The following is a 14,417-nucleotide window of genomic DNA, read 5'->3' as shown; positions in this document are numbered from 1 at the left end:
CCATGAATTCCGAGACGGCGGTGACCATCCTGTGCGGCCTGGCCATCCTGGTGGGGGTGGCGGGGACGGTTATCCCGGTCCTGCCGGGCAGCATCCTGATCGGCGCCAGCCTGCTGGCGTGGGCCATCTGGGGCGGGGCAGGGACGGCCGGCTGGGTGGTCTTCGCGGTCGCCATGCTGTTCGTGGCAGCAGGCATGGCCGCCAGCGCCGTGCTCACGGGCAGGAAGCTGAAGCAGCACGCCATTCCCAGCCGCAGCATCGTTGTTGCCCTGGTGGCCGGCGTGGCGGGCATGTTCATCATCCCCGTGGTGGGACTCTTCGTCGGCTTTGCCGCCGGCCTGCTGCTCAGCGAAGTCCTCCGGACCCGGAACATCGGCACCGCCGCCATATCCAGCTGGGCGGCCCTCAAAGCCACCGGGCTGGGGATGCTCGCCGAATTTGGACTCGCCTGCCTGGCCGCCAGCACCTGGGTCATCGGGGTGTGGATCGGGGCCGTTAGCGGCTGAGCGCTTGCAGCCCGCCCGGCATCGGCGTAGAACGGGGAGATGACCGAGCCGGCTTCAGCGCGGGACTACGTTCCGGAGTGGATGGAAAGGTACCGGGCCGCCTGGACGAGCAACGAGCCTGATGATATCCGCGCCTTGTTCACGCCGGACGCGCGCTATGAGACCCGACCTGGCGACCCGCACCCCTGGCTGGGGCACGACGGGATTGTCGAGGGCTGGCTGGCCGCCCGGGACCAGCCCGCAGACTGGACGTTCAGCTGGGAACTGCTGGGGGCCGACGGCGATACGGCCTTCGTCCAGGGCGTCACCATCTATTCGGGGGACAATCCTTCATACGACAACCTCTGGGTGGTGCGGTTCGACGGCTCGGGCCGTGCCAGCTCCTTCACCGAATGGTTCATGGAACGGGCCTGACCCCGCCCTCTCCTTGCGCCGTGTGGGCAGGGCCCCTAGCATTCCTGCATGAGCCAGCCCCGACGGGAGCCCCGGGCGACAAAGCCGTCGCCGCCCGCCGTGGAAACGCGCCCGGCCCCGCCTGAGCCGGCTGCCGGGGCCAGGGAACTGGGCTGGCGCCGGCTCAACATCCTGCTGGCCCTGGCCATCGTGGCTCTACTGGGGTTCGCCGTCCGTTCCCTGGCCCCGGGGGCATTTGCCGGCCTCGAGGGTGCGGCGAGGGACTTCTTCACCCTCTCCATCAGCGTGGTGATCGAGTCCCTGCCGTTCGTCTTCCTGGGCATCCTGGTCTCGGTTCTGGTGCAGGTGTGGCTGCCGCCCGATGTCCTGTACCGCAGGCTTCCCGCGAATCCGGTGCTGCGCCGCCTGGTCCTGTCCTTCCTGGGCATGCTGATGCCGGTGTGCGAATGCGGGAACGTTCCGATGGCCCGCGGGCTCATGCTGAAGGGCCTGAGCGTCGGCGAGTCGATGACGTTCCTGTTCGCGGCGCCCATCCTGAACCCCGTCACCATCATCACCACCCACCAGGCCTTCGGCTGGGATAACGGAATCCTCGCCGGGCGGCTTGCCGGCGGTTTGCTGATCGCCAACCTGGTGGGCTGGCTTTACAGCCGCCGCGGGCCGGCCGGGGTCCTGAAGCCCAGCTTCGAGGAAGCGTGCGCCGTGGAGGTCGGCCGGCACGAGTCCGGGGGCAAGGTGCGGCGCAGCCTGCAGCTGTTCTCGCGGGAAAGCAACGCCATGATGCCGGCTCTGTTCGCCGGTTCCGCCCTGGCGGGGCTGATCCAGGTGGCGGTGCCCAGGGAGGTCCTGGTCAGGCTCGGGAGTGATCCCGTGTGGTCTGTGCTGGCACTGATGGCACTGGCGTTCATCATCTCCATCTGCTCCACGGTGGACGCTTTCTTCATCCTGTCCTTTGGGGCCACGTTCCTGCCCGGGTCGATCGTGGCGTTCCTGGTCCTCGGGCCCATGCTGGACGTCAAGATGCTGGCACTGCTCCGCACCACGTTCACGGCCGGAACCCTGCTGCGCCTGGTGCTGGTAATCGGTACCTGTTCGGCCGTCCTGGGGGTGGTGATGAATCTTGCTGGCTAAGGGCTTTGCGGGCCGGCAGGGCGTCATGCTGAGCCTGACCGGGATCGCCGCCACACTCGGGCTTGCGCTCACCGGAAAACTCGAGCTGTACATCCATCCCCGCTACGTTCCCTTCACCGTGGGCATGGCAGTGCTGGCCGCCGCGGCATCGGTTGCTGCCTTCATCCTTGTGCCGCCGGAGGGCGCGGAGGGCGCCGCAGGCGGTCACATCCATGCCGACGGCGGTGGCCACAGCCACACTCACGGTCACCTGGGTGCGGGGACGGGAAGTCCCGGCCGCCTCCGTGCCGCGGGCAGCCTCCTGGCCGTCCTCGCCGCCGTGGTGGGGCTGCTGGTCCTGCCACCGGCCACCCTGTCCTCCGAGGCCGCCCGGCAACGGGACCTCAACCTCTCAGGCACGCTGGGGCCGGCCATGACCGGCAGGCTCGTGGAGGAGGACCCGTCGTCGTTCGGTGTCAGGGAATGGGCATCCCTGCTCCGGCGCAGCCCCGGGGACGACTACTTCACCGGCAAGACCGCAACCGTCACCGGGTTCGTCACCGCGGCAAAGGACGATCCGCAGAACGTCTTCTACGTCACCCGGTTCGTGGTCACCTGCTGCACCGTGGATGCCCAGCCCGTGGGCGTCCCCGTGTACCGTCCCGGCTGGCAGGAACAGCACGCAGCCGACAGTTGGGTCACGGCAACAGGGGAGTTCACCCACAACCCGGACGGTGACAGCAAGGTTGAGCTGCTGCTGTCACCGTCTTCCGTCACGGCCACGACCGAACCCGACCGGCCGTACGTCCACTGAGGCGCTTTCTAGAATCCCAGGCCGCCGAGCTTGTCGCCCAGCCCGCCTGGTAGCTTGCCGAGCAGGTCCGCAGGATTGATGCCCAGCTTGGACAGGAGCCCCGCGTGCTGGTCGGTGTCCACCTGGTCCGGCAGTTCTGTCTCGGCCTGTGCGGCCTTATCGGTGTCGCCCTGGGACCTGAGGAGCTCGAGGATCTGGGCCTTATCGATCTGCATGGCATTCTCCTTGGATAGTCTGAAACTGCTAAGGGTGCTTACTACCTTCGCCGATAGCGGGCTGTTGAACAAGGCCCAACGGAAGTTTCCGGCCGTTCTTCTACAGACAGTTGCAGCCGCCAACGCCCGGGCATTGTCCCGGTTAGCATGGAAAGATGACCGCCGGGGATACTGCACCGATCTACTGGGACAGGCGCGACCTCACCCCCTTTGGCCATGCCCAGCTGCGCACGCCGGTCCATGACCTTGCGGGGGGAGTGGGAGGCCTGCTCACGGGCGTGCTGGGCGGACGGAACCCGGCACTGCTGTCCGTGGACGGGGACGTCCCTCGCCTGAAGATGCTCCTGCCCAAGCCGGCCAAGGCAGTCCACGAAGCAGTGTTCACCAGCCGGGAACCCGAGCGGCTGATTACGCTGGCCCGTGCCTATCCCGGATGGGCGGGGCTGTGCTACCTGATGGCCGGGCTGCTGGTCTACAAGCACGGCGGGTACCTGCGTGCCTCAGAGCTCCTGCAGCGCGGACTGACCACCAGGAACGAGGACGAAGCGAACCGCTACTCGTCCACGTACCTCACCAGGATCGTCACTCAGATCGAACTGGCCGAACGGGTGGAGATCCCCGTCCTCTTCAGTGAGGAGTCGGTCTTCCTGGCACTGTCCCACTCGTTCCGGGAAACCGGCCGCACGGAGGCGGCGCTGGACGCCCTCACCGGCCTGCCGCCGTCGCTCCCCATGGCGCTTGCCCGCTGCTCCATTGCCTTGACGCTGGGCCGCAGCCGCACGGTGATCGACTGGACCGAAGGCCTGCTGAACGCTGATGACCTTTCCGCCGCGCTGCTGCTGGTCCGGGCGCGCGCCCTCCGCAGGGAAGGCCGTTATGAGGCGGCGCACCAGGCCATCGCCGAGGTCCTGCGGCGGCGCAAGACGCACCTCGCGCTGCGGAACGACGCCTTGACTGACAGGGCGCTGCTGCTCCTGGAGTCCAGCCGGCGCTCACTGAACCCCCGTGACTGGGGCCGCCGTCGCCCTGACCCCGAGCCGCAGCGGGAGATTGCGGCGCCCGTTCCCATCCGCAAGGACGAAGAAATGCGCCGGATCTGGGAACAGGACTGGAAGAAGCTCAGCGAGGATTAAAACGCGGAGGCGAGCAGTGGCAGGAGCTGCTCGCTGACCAGGACCACGCCCAGGACCACCATGATGATGCCGCTGGCCAGGGTAACAGCCCGGGCCGCACCCGGCCGGCTCTGCAGCAGGGTGCGTGAAAGCAGTGCCACGGCCGTGTAGACGGCGCCTGCCAGCGCAACGAAAGTCATGCCGAGGAGGCCGGACTGCACAGGGACCGGCAGGGAGGCCTCCGCGCTGACGAACTGCGGGATCAGCGCCACGTAGAACAGCAGGCCCTTGGGGTTGATCCCGCTGGTGCCTATGCCCTGCAGGAACGTTCGAAGCTGGGTGGCGGCAGGGCGGCCGACGGCGTCTGCCGCGCTGAAGGAGGCGCCGCGCCAGGAGCGGAGCGTGCTGATGCCAAGCCACATGAGGTACCCGGCGCCGGCCAGGGTGATCCAGCCCAGGACGCCCGGCATACCGGTCAGGACGGCGGCCAGCCCGGCCACCAGCAGGACGGTGTGCAGGACGTACCCGCCGCAAAGCCCTGCAACGGCGGGGACGAAACTGCGTTGACGGAGGCCTGCGGTGATGGAGTACGCCCAGTCCACGCCCGGCGTGCAGGCCAGGGCGGCGGCCACCAGCACAAAGGCCAGGAACAGCTCCGGATTCATGGGTTTCTCCTGTCAGCGGATGTCTCAGGAGAAACCCTAGGGACTTTCGGCGCAGAAGTGCTGTCCCTTTTTCGCCCGCGCCCCTATCCAGGCAGTAGGATTCTTGCGTGCTGGACCATATTGATAGAAATATTTTGCGCCACCTGAAGGAGGACGGCCGCATGACCGCCACGGCGCTTGCCGCCAAGGTGGGACTGACCGTGGCACCGTGCCACCGGCGGCTGCGGGATCTGGAGCAGTCGGGCGTGATCCGCGGATACAAGGCGGACATCGACCCTGCGGCCGTGGGGCTGGGCTTTGAGGCAATTGTGTTCGTCACGCTGCGGCAGGTGGACCGTCCCACCATGGAGATCTTCGAGACCAGGGTGGCGGACAATCCCAACATCGTGGAGGCGCAGCGGCTGTTCGGGTCGCCGGACTACCTGCTCAAGGTCATCGCGGAGGACCTGCCGTCCTACCAGCGTTTCTACGACGCCGAACTGACGTCCCTGCCGGGCGTGGAGCGCCTGACGTCCACGCTGGTGATGAAGAACCTGAAGTCCAACGCGGGGCCACCGGTGTAGTGGACCTGCGCCCGGAGCCGGGCGTGGCCGTTTCCGTCAGTCTGCCGCGAGCAGCCCCGTGGTGCGGTAGGGGATGACCTCCCGGAGGAACATGCTGGTGGAGGTGCGCACGATGCCCGGGCACAGCCGGATCTCCTCGGATACCCGGTAAAGGTCGTCCGGGCTGGTGGCCACCACGCGGATCAGCAGGTCCGTGTCCCCGGCAGGTGCGTGGCATTCGAGGACTTCCGGGATCTCCCGAAGCGCGGCTATGGCCTCGTTGAGGTGGCTCTGGTCCAGTTCCGCGCTCACGGCGGCCGCCACCCCACGCCCCAGCGCCGAGGGGAGCACCCTGCTGCTGTTGGGCCGCAGCGCACCCGACGCGGCCATCCGCTCCAGCCGCGTCTGCACCGTTCCGCGGGCCAGGCCGAGCCGCTGGGCCAGGACCATGATGGGAACGCGAGGGTCCTCGTCGAGTGCCCGAAGGATCCGTTTATCGCTCGCGTCCAGTTGCTGCAATCTGATCATTTCCCGTCTGGTTAGCGCCCAGGGGTTAGTCAGAGTGATCAACGAAATCCCGGGCAGTTGCACCAACTGTAGGTCTGCTGCTCAAATGATGGCAACAGGGCAAAGGCTACCGCCGGATCCCGCAGGCTACAGGCTTTCCGGCACACCACCCGGGCGCTGCACCCCGCTTCCCGCAAGGAAGCCGCCGCTGATTGACTCTTGTTCACGCATCGTCATTCCGCACCCCACGGCAAGAGCCCCTGAGCCACCGATCGTCGGATTTTCCGAAGGCATCGGTAGCTGAGGGGCTCTTGTGCTGTTCCCCTTAGGCTGGATCCATGACCTCCGCCGGCCGATTCGCCCCCAGTCCGTCCGGCGAGCTGCATGTGGGCAACCTGCGGACGGCCATCCTGGCATGGCTCTTCGCCCGTTCCACAGGCCGCACCTTCCTGCTGCGGGTTGAGGACCTGGACCGGGCACGGGCGGGGGCGGAAGCGGAACAGTTGCGGGACCTGGAAGCCATCGGCGTGACCTGGGACGGTGAAGTGGTTCGGCAAACTGGCCGCGGCCGGCTCTACGCTGACGCCATTACACGCCTGCACAACGCCGGCCTCACATACGAATGCTTCTGCACGCGCCGGGAAATCCAGGAGGCGCCGTCCGCTCCGCACGCACCCCAGGGGGCGTATCCGGGGACCTGCCGGAACCTTGATCCTGCGGAGCTGGAGTTCAAGCGTGCCACCCGGCCGGCCGCCGTCCGGCTGCGGTCTGCCGTGCAGGAGTACTCCGTGCAGGACCGCCTGCACGGCGCATTCACCGGGGTGGTGGATGACTTCGTGCTGCGGCGCAATGACGGTGTCACCGCCTACAACCTGGCTGTGGTGGTGGACGACGCCGAGCAGGGCGTCGACCAGGTGGTCCGCGGCGACGACCTCCTCCCGTCCACGCCGCGGCAGGCATATCTCGCATCGCTCCTGAGTATTCCCGTCCCGGAATACGCGCATGTCCCCTTGGTGGTGAATGCCGACGGCGTGCGCCTGGCGAAGCGCGATGGCGCGGTGACGCTGGGCGACCTTTCCCGCGCCGGCACCCCTGTTGCCGCCGTCCGGGACCGGCTGCTGGAATCGCTCGGACTGCCGCCCGGAACGCTGGAGCATGCCTTAAATTCGTTCGATCCCGACGTGCTCCCCCGGAAGCCGTGGATCTGGTCCGCCTAAAGCGGACCGCACATAAACCAGGATCCGGCGTCAACCCTTGTTGACGCCAGGACCGTTCGTCAACTAATGTTGACGGCATGGAGGTGGACCGGATGAAGACACTGGTCGGATCGATGGATGGAATGGGGCCCGCGGAAGCGCTGCAGGCAATCGCCGAGCTGCAGAAGGAAGTCCACCGGACGGAATCCTCGCTGGTACGGAGCGCCCGGCAGGCCGGCCTCTCGTGGGAGGCCATCGCACTCTGCCTGGGAGTCAGCAAGCAGGCCGTCCATCGCAAGTACGGCAAGAAGTAGCATCGCGCGGAACCGTTGGTGCTGTGTGAGCCTCGGCGGCCGGTTCAGCCTAGGCTTAGGACATGTCAGACCAGCATGCCGCGGAGCAGAGCCCGGCGCCCAGATTCACGGTTGAGACCGCAAAGGTCCTCGCCGAGGTGGCCCACAACCGGCAAAAGGACAAGCTCAAGCGCCCGTACAAGGACCACGTCCTTGCCGTCGGTGATGCCCTTGCCGATTTCGACGACGACATCCGGATTGCCGGATATCTGCACGACATTGCCGAGGACACCCCGATAACACGGCAGGCCCTGCTGGACATGGGCGTGTCCGAGCGGGCCGTGGAGATTATCGAACGCGTCACCAACCGGCTGCACGAGAACCCGGACGATTACCAGGCCGGGATCCGCGAGATCGCAGAGCACCACGACGCCGCCTTGGTCAAGATCGCGGACAACGCCCACAACTCACTGCCCGAACGGGTCCAGGCACTGGCCGAAAAATGGCCGGACAAGCCGCCGGTCACGAAGTACCGGGATGCCCGTCCCGTGCTGTACGCGGCCGTGGAAGTTGAAGAGGTCCGGAAGATCCTGGCGCGCGTGAACCCGTGGCTGCTCGAGGAGCTGGACGACCAGTTGGATGAGGAAGACACCACGGACTACGAGAACCTGTCCTACGGGGAGCCGGATGCCGCGGGTGGGGCGGCGCTGGACGCTAGGACGGGCGGGGAGCAGTAGTCTCCAGCTTCTCCAGCGCGTGATGCAGCCGGTCGGAACCGCGGCGCTCATCGATGACGATCGACATGCCGAGCGCCAGCACGATCACCAGCAGGCATACCGGGACGGAAACTCCTGCCGCCGCCATGCCAACTGATGCGGCCAGCGCCGCCAGCACACCTGCCGCCACAGTGATGACGGTGCGGTCCGGGCCCACCATCACGCTGTACAGCCAGGTCAGTGAGCCCTTGAACAGCGCCACCGGAACCGCGATGCTGGCCACCGCCACGGCGCCGCTGATGTGGGCCTCGTGGTCGATGAAGTACGCCGCCACGTGCAGACCGGCGCCGGTGGCGGCAATCGCGGCGAAGATCGGCATGTGGCCGTAACCGAACAGGAATGACCGGTGGCGCCGCAGGTGCAGCGCACGTCCGGCGGGAAGCATGAAGTAGATCCACCACATGCCGAAAGCCAGGGCTGTGCCGCCAAAGCCAACAAGCGCGGCGTCCACGCTCCAGCCGTGGTTGGCCACGATGGCGCGGAGCGTCTCGATCGCACCGATAAGGCATTCACCCAAAGCGATGATGGCCAGCAGCCCGTACCGCTCGGCAATGTGGTGGGCGTGCCAGGGTGTCCGGGCCTTGCGCTCGGCGGCGTACGGGGTGGACATCTCCAGGACGATCAGGGGCACAATCATGAAGAACGTGGTGGGAACGTCCGCCTCGATGATCAGCACCGCGATCCAGCCGAGTTGCACCAGCGCAAGGTATTTCGCGTAGCGCAGGCATGTCTCGCGGCGGGCCGGATCCTGCCTGGCTGCGCGCAGCCATTGGGCAACCAGTGCCAGCCGCATGATCACGTAGCCGCCCACGATCACCGCGTTGTCCACATGCCTGCCTTCTACCAGGGAATAAAACATGGGCTCGATTCCCATGGCAAGGATCAGGACGCCAACGATCTGGACCATCGTGACCACGCGGAAGATCCAGTCATCGGTGTCGTAGGCGCTGGCGAACCACGTGAAGTTGATCCACGCCCAGATGACGGCGAACATCGCGAAGGAGAACCCCATCAGGCCGGCAACGAAATGCGCTTCGGCGATTTCATGGGCGAACTGGCTGCCGGCAACGCCGAAGGCGATCACGAAGGTCAGGTCGAAAAAGAGTTCAAGCGGTGTGGCCGCGCGGTGCTTTTCGTGCGGATCGCGGCCGCCCATGCGCGCCATGGCATGCCGGAGGGGGTTGGAGGACATGCTTCACACGTTACTGCCTTACACGCGGCCCAGGGCGTCGATGTCTTCGAGGAAGTCCTGGTGGGCTTCCTCGCTGACGGTGGTGCGGGTTTCGGCGATGGCGTCGAGGTAGTCCTGGGTGGCGGGGCCTTTCCGGACCGCCTCCCGGACGGAAAGCTGCCCTCCGGAGGCCAGCCCGCCGTCGTCGTACACTGCTTTTTCCAAGGCGCGCTGGGAGGCGCTGCGGGCGGCGTACTCGATGTCGGCGGGCGAGAAGCCCTGGGTGCGCTCCACCAGCAGGTCAACATCAACGGCGTCCACCACGGGAGCGGGGATGAACCGCTGCCACATCGCTTCGCGGGCTTGCCGGTCCGGCAGGCCGATGGGGATGACGTAGTCGAATCGGCCGTGGCGCAGGAAGGCGGTGTCCAGGGCGCGGATGAAGTTGGTGGCGCAGACCAGCAGGCGGCCGGGCTGTTCGCGGAAGGCCGGGATGATCTTGAGCAGTTCGTTGGTGACGCCCTGCAGCGGGGACGGCGGCTCACCCGAGCGCTGTGACGCGATTTCCTCCACCTCGTCGATGAACACCACGGCATGTTCCAGCTCCGCGATCTCCAGGAAGGTCTCGCGGAGGGCGCCGGCCAGGCCTTGCGGATCGGCGGCGAGCCGGGAGGGGAAGACTTCCACGAAGGGCCACTCGAGGCGGGAGGCGATGGCCTTGGCGAAGGTGGTCTTGCCGGTGCCGGGCGGGCCGAAAAGTACGACGGCGCGGGGCGGAACCACACCGAATTCGTCGGCGAGGTCGGCCTCGGCCAGGGGGAGCACCAGGCGGCGTTCGAGCAGTTCCTTCTCCTTGCGCATGCCGGCCACGTTTTCCCAGAGATCGCGGGCGAGGACGCGGCCGCCCAGCTGGCCCAGGGCGCCGAGTTCCTGGCGCTGGACGGGAATGGTCCGTTCGAAGTAGCGCAGGTTCTTCTTCAGGGCGAAGCCGCGGCCCAGGAATGCCTCCACGCGGGTTTCCGATTCGGGCATGAGTGCGGAGAGCTTGTTGAGGCCGTGCGGTGCCATGCGGTTTTCGACGGCGGCCAGCAGCGAGGTGCCGATCCCCCGGCCGCGGTATTCGGGCAGGGTGGCGAGGAAAACGATCCATCCCTGGTCGTGCGCGGCGCGTCCGACGGCGGCACCCACCACCTGGTCGCCCTGCACCGCCACCACGGCGTGGTCCTTCTCGCAGGATGCCAGGACCTCGGAAAGGGCATAGACGGGTTCCACGTTGCTTGCCTTCAGGGTCTCCCAGAGGTGCAGGATCCCGTCCAGGTCCGAGGAGTGGAAATCCCTGATCCGCCAGTTGGTCATGCTGTTTCTCCCGAATGGTTCGACGTTGAACTGCGCAGTTAGTGCCACTCCTGCGGGCGCCTGCGCAGAGGGGCACTCTGCTGAGCATAGGGGATCGGCTCCAGCCGGGAGTTGCAGGGGCGTTGCATTACGCCAGGAAGGTTCGGGGGCTAGAGCTTCGCGGCGCCCTTGCCCTTGGAGCCTCTCCAGAGATGGTGGGGCCGGTGGTTGCTGTCAGCATGCACCACCAGGACAGGGCAGGCGGCGTGCGAAACGCATGCTGAACTCACCGACCCCAGGTGCATGCCGATGAAGCCGCCGTGCCCGCGGCGCCCCACCACCAGGAGTGCGGCGTCCGCGCCGGCTTCGACCAGTTTGGCCGGCGCCGGGCCGCGGACTATAGCCTGAGTAATCTCTACGGAGGCATCCGGCCCGAACGCCTTGCCGAGAGCCTCGGCCAAGGTCTGCCGCGCGGCTGCTTCAAATGCGTCGAAGTCGGGCGGAACGTAGCCAGCGTAGATTTGCGGGAAATCCCAGCAAGCCACAGCATGGACTCGCGCGTTGAGGGCGGGCGCCAGCCGGGCGGCCAGTCGCAGGGCCTGGACCGAGGAATCGGAGCCGTCCACACCTACGACAATTTTTGCTTCCGGATTGCTCATCGCGGTCCTCCTTGACCGGTGCGCCTGGACACGTCCTGTGGCAACTGACGGAGCCAGGACGAACAGTAAACGTGCCCTGCTGGCGCTCCCCCTTGAACGTTGAACGGCAGGATGGGGCCGAGAATAAACCCGCACCCCACGCACGTCAAGAGGTCAGACCTGTACGACAACGGAGCGTCAGCTCCGAAGGCATGCAGCAGGGGTAGGCGCAGCCGTTGAGAGTACAGGGGGCGAGGAGTAGCGTGTGACGCACCTCACCCGAACCCAATCAGGAGCAACCATGCCACATCTGGGACGCCGGCTCGGTGCCGTCACGGCGGCGCTGGCGATGAGCGTGACCACTGGAGCGCTGGCGAGCCCGGCCTCTGCCCATCCGCGGCAGGCCGACAACGTCGAAAAAAGGCCTACAGCAACCGGCTACGGAGGCGCCGTCAGCACCGTTGACCCGGACGCCTCCGCCGCCGCCATCGAAATCCTCCGCAAGGGTGGCAACGCCGTCGACGCCGCAGTCGCCGCAGCCGCCACCCTCGGCGTCACCGAACCCTACAGCGCCGGCATCGGCGGTGGCGGCTACTTTGTGTTCTACGACGCGAAGAGGGGCAAGGTCAGCACCATCGACGGCCGCGAGACCGCACCGGCCGCCATGCCTCCAGATGCTTTCCTTAAACCTGGCACGACCGAGCCGTACCCATTCACAAAGCAGGCAACTAGCGGAATTTCCGTCGGGGTACCCGGTACCCCGGCAACCTGGGAGCGGGCGCTGGACCGTTGGGGAAGCCTCAGCCTCGCCGAAACCCTGCAGCCCGCCATTGAAGTAGCAACGGACGGCTTTGTGGTGGACGAGACATTCCGCCAGCAGACAGATGAAAACGATGAGCGTTTCAGGCCGTTCGCCGCGACTGTGGAGCTTTTCCTCCCCGGAGGACAGCTTCCCGTAGTCGGTTCCGTCCTGAATAACCCCGACCTGGCGGAGACATATCGTGTTCTGGGCCAGGAAGGGACGGACGCCTTTTATGAAGGCCCGATTGCGGAGGAAATCGTTTCCACCGTCCGGAACGCACCGACAAACCCGGATCCGAATACCCTGCCCGGACCTGCAGGCGTCATGACCACTGAAGACCTGGATGACTACGAGGCCCTCGACCAGGACCCCACCCACGTGAACTACCGCGGCTATGACGTTTACGGCATGGCACCTTCCAGCAGTGGCGGCACGACCGTCGGGGAGGCCTTGAACATCCTGGAGGTGTTCGACCTTCCCGCTCTTGCCAACGACAAGCCAAAGGTCCTGCACCACTACCTTGAAGCCAGCGCCCTCGCCTTCGCCGACCGCGGCAAGTATGTTGGCGATCCTGCCTTCGTGGACGTTCCTATGGAAGAACTCCTCGACCCGGTCTTCGGCAAGGAACGGGCGTGCGAAATTGATCCGTTGAAGGCGGCGCCGAAGCCGGTGCCAGCCGGAGACGTCTCTTCCTACAATGGCGTGTGCGATCTGCCGGCCGCTGCACAGAGCAACCAAACGGATACTGAGAGGCTTTCAACCACCAACCTCACCGTTTCCGACAAGTGGGGCAACGTGGTGGAGTACACCCTCACCATCGAGCAGACCGGCGGGTCCGGCATCGTAGTCCCCGGTCGCGGCTTCATCCTGAACAATGAACTGACGGACTTCAATGTCCCCGCCAACCCCACGGATGCGAACCGCATCGAACCGGGTAAACGTCCACGCTCCTCCATGTCGCCCACCATCGTGCTGAAGGACGGCAAACCGTTCGTTGCGCTCGGGTCGCCGGGCGGTGCAACGATCATCACTACGGTGCTGCAAACGCTGATCAACCGGATCGACCTGGGCATGAGCATCTCTGACGCACTTGCTGCGCCCCGCGCCTCACAACGCAACTCGGCAACCCCACAGGCGGAACCGGCATTCATTGCCGCCTATGGTGACCAGCTCAAGCAGTACGGACACCCGGCCTTCAGCTCAGTTGCCGAGCTCGGCGCCGCCACGGCCATTGAGTTCCTGCCGGACGGGCGTACTGTCGCTGCAGCCGAACCAACAAGGCGCGGCGGCGGTTCGGCGATGGTGGTGGAGCCCTCATGGCATAAGTAGCGATAACAGCGATTCCCGTTAAAACCCCGACGGCGGCACCTGAGGTTCTGTAGCTCCAGAACCAAAGGTGCCGCCGTCGGGCGTTGCGGCGTGTTAGCCGGCGTGCACTACTTCTTGAACGTCTCCGCCGGCGGGTTGGCGACCACCGGGGAGATGCCGGTGAAGCCTTCGCGGGTTTCGGCGATGTCGCGGATGCGTTTGCGGCAGGCGTACCAGCCGAAGACCATCAGGATGGAGGCGATGGCGGTGACGAGCATGGTGAGGGGCGATTCGATGAAGACCATGACCAGGACCCCTACCAGGAAGAGCAGGGAGAGGTAGCCGGTGTAGGGGGCGCCGAACATGCGGAAGGAGGGGCGTTTGAGCCAGCCTTTGTCGGCCCAGCGTTTGAGTTGGATCTGGCACAGGACGATGGTGGCCCAGGTCATGATGATGCCGACGGAGGCGACGTTGAGGACGATTTCGAAGGCGTCGGCGGGGACGAGGTAGTTCAGCGGGACGCCCAGGAGGGAGACGCCGGCGGTGATGGCGATGCCGCCGTAGGGGACGCCTGCTTTGTTCATCCGGGAGGCGAAGCGCGGGGCGGAGCCGTTGACGGACATGGAGCGCAGGATCCGGCCGGTGGAGTAGAGCCCGGCGTTGAGGGAGGACAGGGCGGCGGTGAGGACGACGAGGTTCATGATGACGTCCACGCCCTGGATGCCGATGGAGCCGAAGAAGGTCACGAAGGGGCTGACGCCTTTTTCGTAGGAGGTGTACGGGAGCAGCAGGGCCAGGAGGATGACGGAGCCGACGTAGAACACGGCGATGCGGAAGACCACGGAGTTGATGGCCTTGGGCATGATTTTTTCGGGGTTTTCGGTTTCGCCGGCGGCGGTGCCGACCAGTTCGATGGAGGCGTAGGCGAACAGGACGCCCTGCATGAGGATGATCATGGGCAGCAGGCCGTTGGGGAAGATTCCGCCGTTGTCGGAGATGAGGCTGAAGCCGAC

Annotated in this window: 16 protein-coding genes and 1 pseudogene; 10 read left to right on the top strand and 7 right to left on the bottom strand. The window is 66.2% G+C overall.

What is annotated here, in order from left to right; genetic code table 11:
* The first annotated feature begins 2 nt into the window (after window positions 1-2).
* Genes P2Q66_RS17865 through P2Q66_RS17850 form a run of 4 tightly spaced genes read left to right on the top strand, consistent with a single transcriptional unit; the run spans window position 3 to window position 2,844 of the window.
* Entirely contained in the window at window positions 3-506 is a 504-nt protein-coding gene (locus P2Q66_RS17865; protein WP_275730315.1) for a DUF456 domain-containing protein, read from the top strand.
* 39 nt (window positions 507-545) lie between these two features.
* Complete coding sequence (locus P2Q66_RS17860; protein ID WP_275730314.1) at window positions 546-920, top strand: nuclear transport factor 2 family protein; 375 nt, start codon at window positions 546-548, stop codon at window positions 918-920.
* A 48-nt stretch (window positions 921-968) separates the two neighbouring features.
* On the top strand, window positions 969-2,051 hold the full coding sequence (locus P2Q66_RS17855) for a permease (RefSeq protein WP_275730313.1): 1,083 nt from the start codon (window positions 969-971) through the stop codon (window positions 2,049-2,051).
* Complete coding sequence (locus P2Q66_RS17850) at window positions 2,041-2,844, top strand: TIGR03943 family protein (protein ID WP_275730311.1); 804 nt, start codon at window positions 2,041-2,043, stop codon at window positions 2,842-2,844. Before P2Q66_RS17855 ends, P2Q66_RS17850 begins: the two co-directional genes overlap by 11 nt.
* A gap of 8 nt (window positions 2,845-2,852) precedes the next feature.
* Here P2Q66_RS17850 and P2Q66_RS17845 read toward each other — a convergent pair whose 3' ends face one another.
* Complete coding sequence (locus P2Q66_RS17845) at window positions 2,853-3,059, bottom strand: hypothetical protein (protein ID WP_079597992.1); 207 nt, start codon at window positions 3,057-3,059, stop codon at window positions 2,853-2,855.
* A gap of 155 nt (window positions 3,060-3,214) precedes the next feature.
* Here P2Q66_RS17845 and P2Q66_RS17840 point away from each other — a divergent pair, with 155 nt between their 5' ends.
* Complete coding sequence (locus P2Q66_RS17840; protein WP_079597991.1) at window positions 3,215-4,192, top strand: hypothetical protein; 978 nt, start codon at window positions 3,215-3,217, stop codon at window positions 4,190-4,192.
* Here the strand turns inward: P2Q66_RS17840 and P2Q66_RS17835 are convergent.
* Window positions 4,189-4,836 (bottom strand): LysE family translocator, encoded by a 648-nt coding sequence (locus P2Q66_RS17835; RefSeq protein WP_275730306.1) that lies wholly within the window; start codon window positions 4,834-4,836, stop codon window positions 4,189-4,191. The two genes, P2Q66_RS17840 and P2Q66_RS17835, sit on opposite strands and share 4 nt — an antisense overlap.
* A gap of 107 nt (window positions 4,837-4,943) precedes the next feature.
* Between P2Q66_RS17835 and P2Q66_RS17830 the strand changes: the two genes are divergently transcribed.
* Window positions 4,944-5,399 (top strand): Lrp/AsnC family transcriptional regulator, encoded by a 456-nt coding sequence (locus tag P2Q66_RS17830; protein ID WP_079597989.1) that lies wholly within the window; start codon window positions 4,944-4,946, stop codon window positions 5,397-5,399.
* A gap of 36 nt (window positions 5,400-5,435) precedes the next feature.
* Here the strand turns inward: P2Q66_RS17830 and P2Q66_RS17825 are convergent, their stop codons facing one another.
* Window positions 5,436-5,906, bottom strand: a complete 471-nt coding sequence (locus P2Q66_RS17825) for an Lrp/AsnC family transcriptional regulator (RefSeq protein WP_275730303.1) — start codon at window positions 5,904-5,906, stop codon at window positions 5,436-5,438.
* 317 nt (window positions 5,907-6,223) lie between these two features.
* Here P2Q66_RS17825 and gluQRS point away from each other — a divergent pair, with 317 nt between their 5' ends.
* The 3 genes from gluQRS (at window position 6,224) to P2Q66_RS17810 (ending at window position 8,111) form a co-directional block, all read left to right on the top strand.
* A complete protein-coding gene (gluQRS, locus tag P2Q66_RS17820) occupies window positions 6,224-7,102 on the top strand; it encodes a tRNA glutamyl-Q(34) synthetase GluQRS (protein ID WP_275730301.1) in 879 nt (292 codons plus the stop codon).
* A gap of 77 nt (window positions 7,103-7,179) precedes the next feature.
* Window positions 7,180-7,395 carry a transcriptional regulator gene (locus P2Q66_RS17815; RefSeq protein ID WP_079597986.1) on the top strand — a complete coding sequence of 72 codons (216 nt, stop codon included), beginning with the start codon at window positions 7,180-7,182 and terminating at the stop codon, window positions 7,393-7,395.
* Window positions 7,396-7,457: 62 nt separating this feature from the next.
* Window positions 7,458-8,111 (top strand): HD domain-containing protein, encoded by a 654-nt coding sequence (locus P2Q66_RS17810; RefSeq protein ID WP_115526137.1) that lies wholly within the window; start codon window positions 7,458-7,460, stop codon window positions 8,109-8,111.
* Here P2Q66_RS17810 and P2Q66_RS17805 read toward each other — a convergent pair.
* The 3 genes from P2Q66_RS17805 to P2Q66_RS17795 form a co-directional block, all read right to left on the bottom strand.
* Entirely contained in the window at window positions 8,089-9,342 is a 1,254-nt protein-coding gene (locus P2Q66_RS17805; RefSeq protein WP_275730299.1) for a low temperature requirement protein A, read from the bottom strand. The genes P2Q66_RS17810 and P2Q66_RS17805 overlap by 23 nt on opposite strands.
* A gap of 18 nt (window positions 9,343-9,360) precedes the next feature.
* A complete protein-coding gene (locus tag P2Q66_RS17800) occupies window positions 9,361-10,677 on the bottom strand; it encodes a GNAT family N-acetyltransferase (protein ID WP_275730297.1) in 1,317 nt (438 codons plus the stop codon).
* A gap of 149 nt (window positions 10,678-10,826) precedes the next feature.
* Window positions 10,827-11,315, bottom strand: coding sequence for a universal stress protein (locus P2Q66_RS17795; RefSeq protein WP_115526139.1), 489 nt, complete (start codon window positions 11,313-11,315; stop codon window positions 10,827-10,829).
* Window positions 11,316-11,595: 280 nt separating this feature from the next.
* Here P2Q66_RS17795 and ggt point away from each other — a divergent pair, with 280 nt between their 5' ends.
* Window positions 11,596-13,425, top strand: coding sequence for a gamma-glutamyltransferase (gene ggt, locus P2Q66_RS17790; protein ID WP_115526140.1), 1,830 nt, complete (start codon window positions 11,596-11,598; stop codon window positions 13,423-13,425).
* Between the two features lie 107 nt (window positions 13,426-13,532).
* On the opposite strand, the pseudogene P2Q66_RS17785 reads toward ggt, so the two are convergent.
* Window positions 13,533-14,417: pseudogene (locus P2Q66_RS17785) on the bottom strand (amino acid permease); the annotation flags it as partial.

This window comes from Arthrobacter sp. Cr_A7, assembly GCF_029222765.1.
GTDB lineage: Bacteria > Actinomycetota > Actinomycetes > Actinomycetales > Micrococcaceae > Arthrobacter.
The sequence above is the reverse complement of the archived record's forward strand: the minus strand, read 5'-3'. Positions and strand labels throughout refer to the sequence as shown.

Excerpts from the sequence above, each read along its gene's own strand:
- P2Q66_RS17865 (WP_275730315.1), top strand. The coding sequence starts at position 3 with ATGAATTCCGAGACGGCGGTGACCATCCTGTGCGGCCTGGCCATCCTG.
- P2Q66_RS17860 (WP_275730314.1), top strand. The coding sequence starts at position 546 with ATGACCGAGCCGGCTTCAGCGCGGGACTACGTTCCGGAGTGGATGGAA.
- P2Q66_RS17855 (WP_275730313.1), top strand. The coding sequence starts at position 969 with ATGAGCCAGCCCCGACGGGAGCCCCGGGCGACAAAGCCGTCGCCGCCC.
- P2Q66_RS17845 (WP_079597992.1), bottom strand. The coding sequence starts at position 3,059 with ATGCAGATCGATAAGGCCCAGATCCTCGAGCTCCTCAGGTCCCAGGGC.
- P2Q66_RS17840 (WP_079597991.1), top strand. The coding sequence starts at position 3,215 with ATGACCGCCGGGGATACTGCACCGATCTACTGGGACAGGCGCGACCTC.
- P2Q66_RS17835 (WP_275730306.1), bottom strand. The coding sequence starts at position 4,836 with ATGAATCCGGAGCTGTTCCTGGCCTTTGTGCTGGTGGCCGCCGCCCTG.
- P2Q66_RS17825 (WP_275730303.1), bottom strand. The coding sequence starts at position 5,906 with ATGATCAGATTGCAGCAACTGGACGCGAGCGATAAACGGATCCTTCGG.
- gluQRS (WP_275730301.1), top strand. The coding sequence starts at position 6,224 with ATGACCTCCGCCGGCCGATTCGCCCCCAGTCCGTCCGGCGAGCTGCAT.
- P2Q66_RS17815 (WP_079597986.1), top strand. The coding sequence starts at position 7,180 with ATGGAGGTGGACCGGATGAAGACACTGGTCGGATCGATGGATGGAATG.
- P2Q66_RS17810 (WP_115526137.1), top strand. The coding sequence starts at position 7,458 with ATGTCAGACCAGCATGCCGCGGAGCAGAGCCCGGCGCCCAGATTCACG.
- P2Q66_RS17805 (WP_275730299.1), bottom strand. The coding sequence starts at position 9,342 with ATGTCCTCCAACCCCCTCCGGCATGCCATGGCGCGCATGGGCGGCCGC.
- P2Q66_RS17800 (WP_275730297.1), bottom strand. The coding sequence starts at position 10,677 with ATGACCAACTGGCGGATCAGGGATTTCCACTCCTCGGACCTGGACGGG.
- P2Q66_RS17795 (WP_115526139.1), bottom strand. The coding sequence starts at position 11,315 with ATGAGCAATCCGGAAGCAAAAATTGTCGTAGGTGTGGACGGCTCCGAT.
- ggt (WP_115526140.1), top strand. The coding sequence starts at position 11,596 with ATGCCACATCTGGGACGCCGGCTCGGTGCCGTCACGGCGGCGCTGGCG.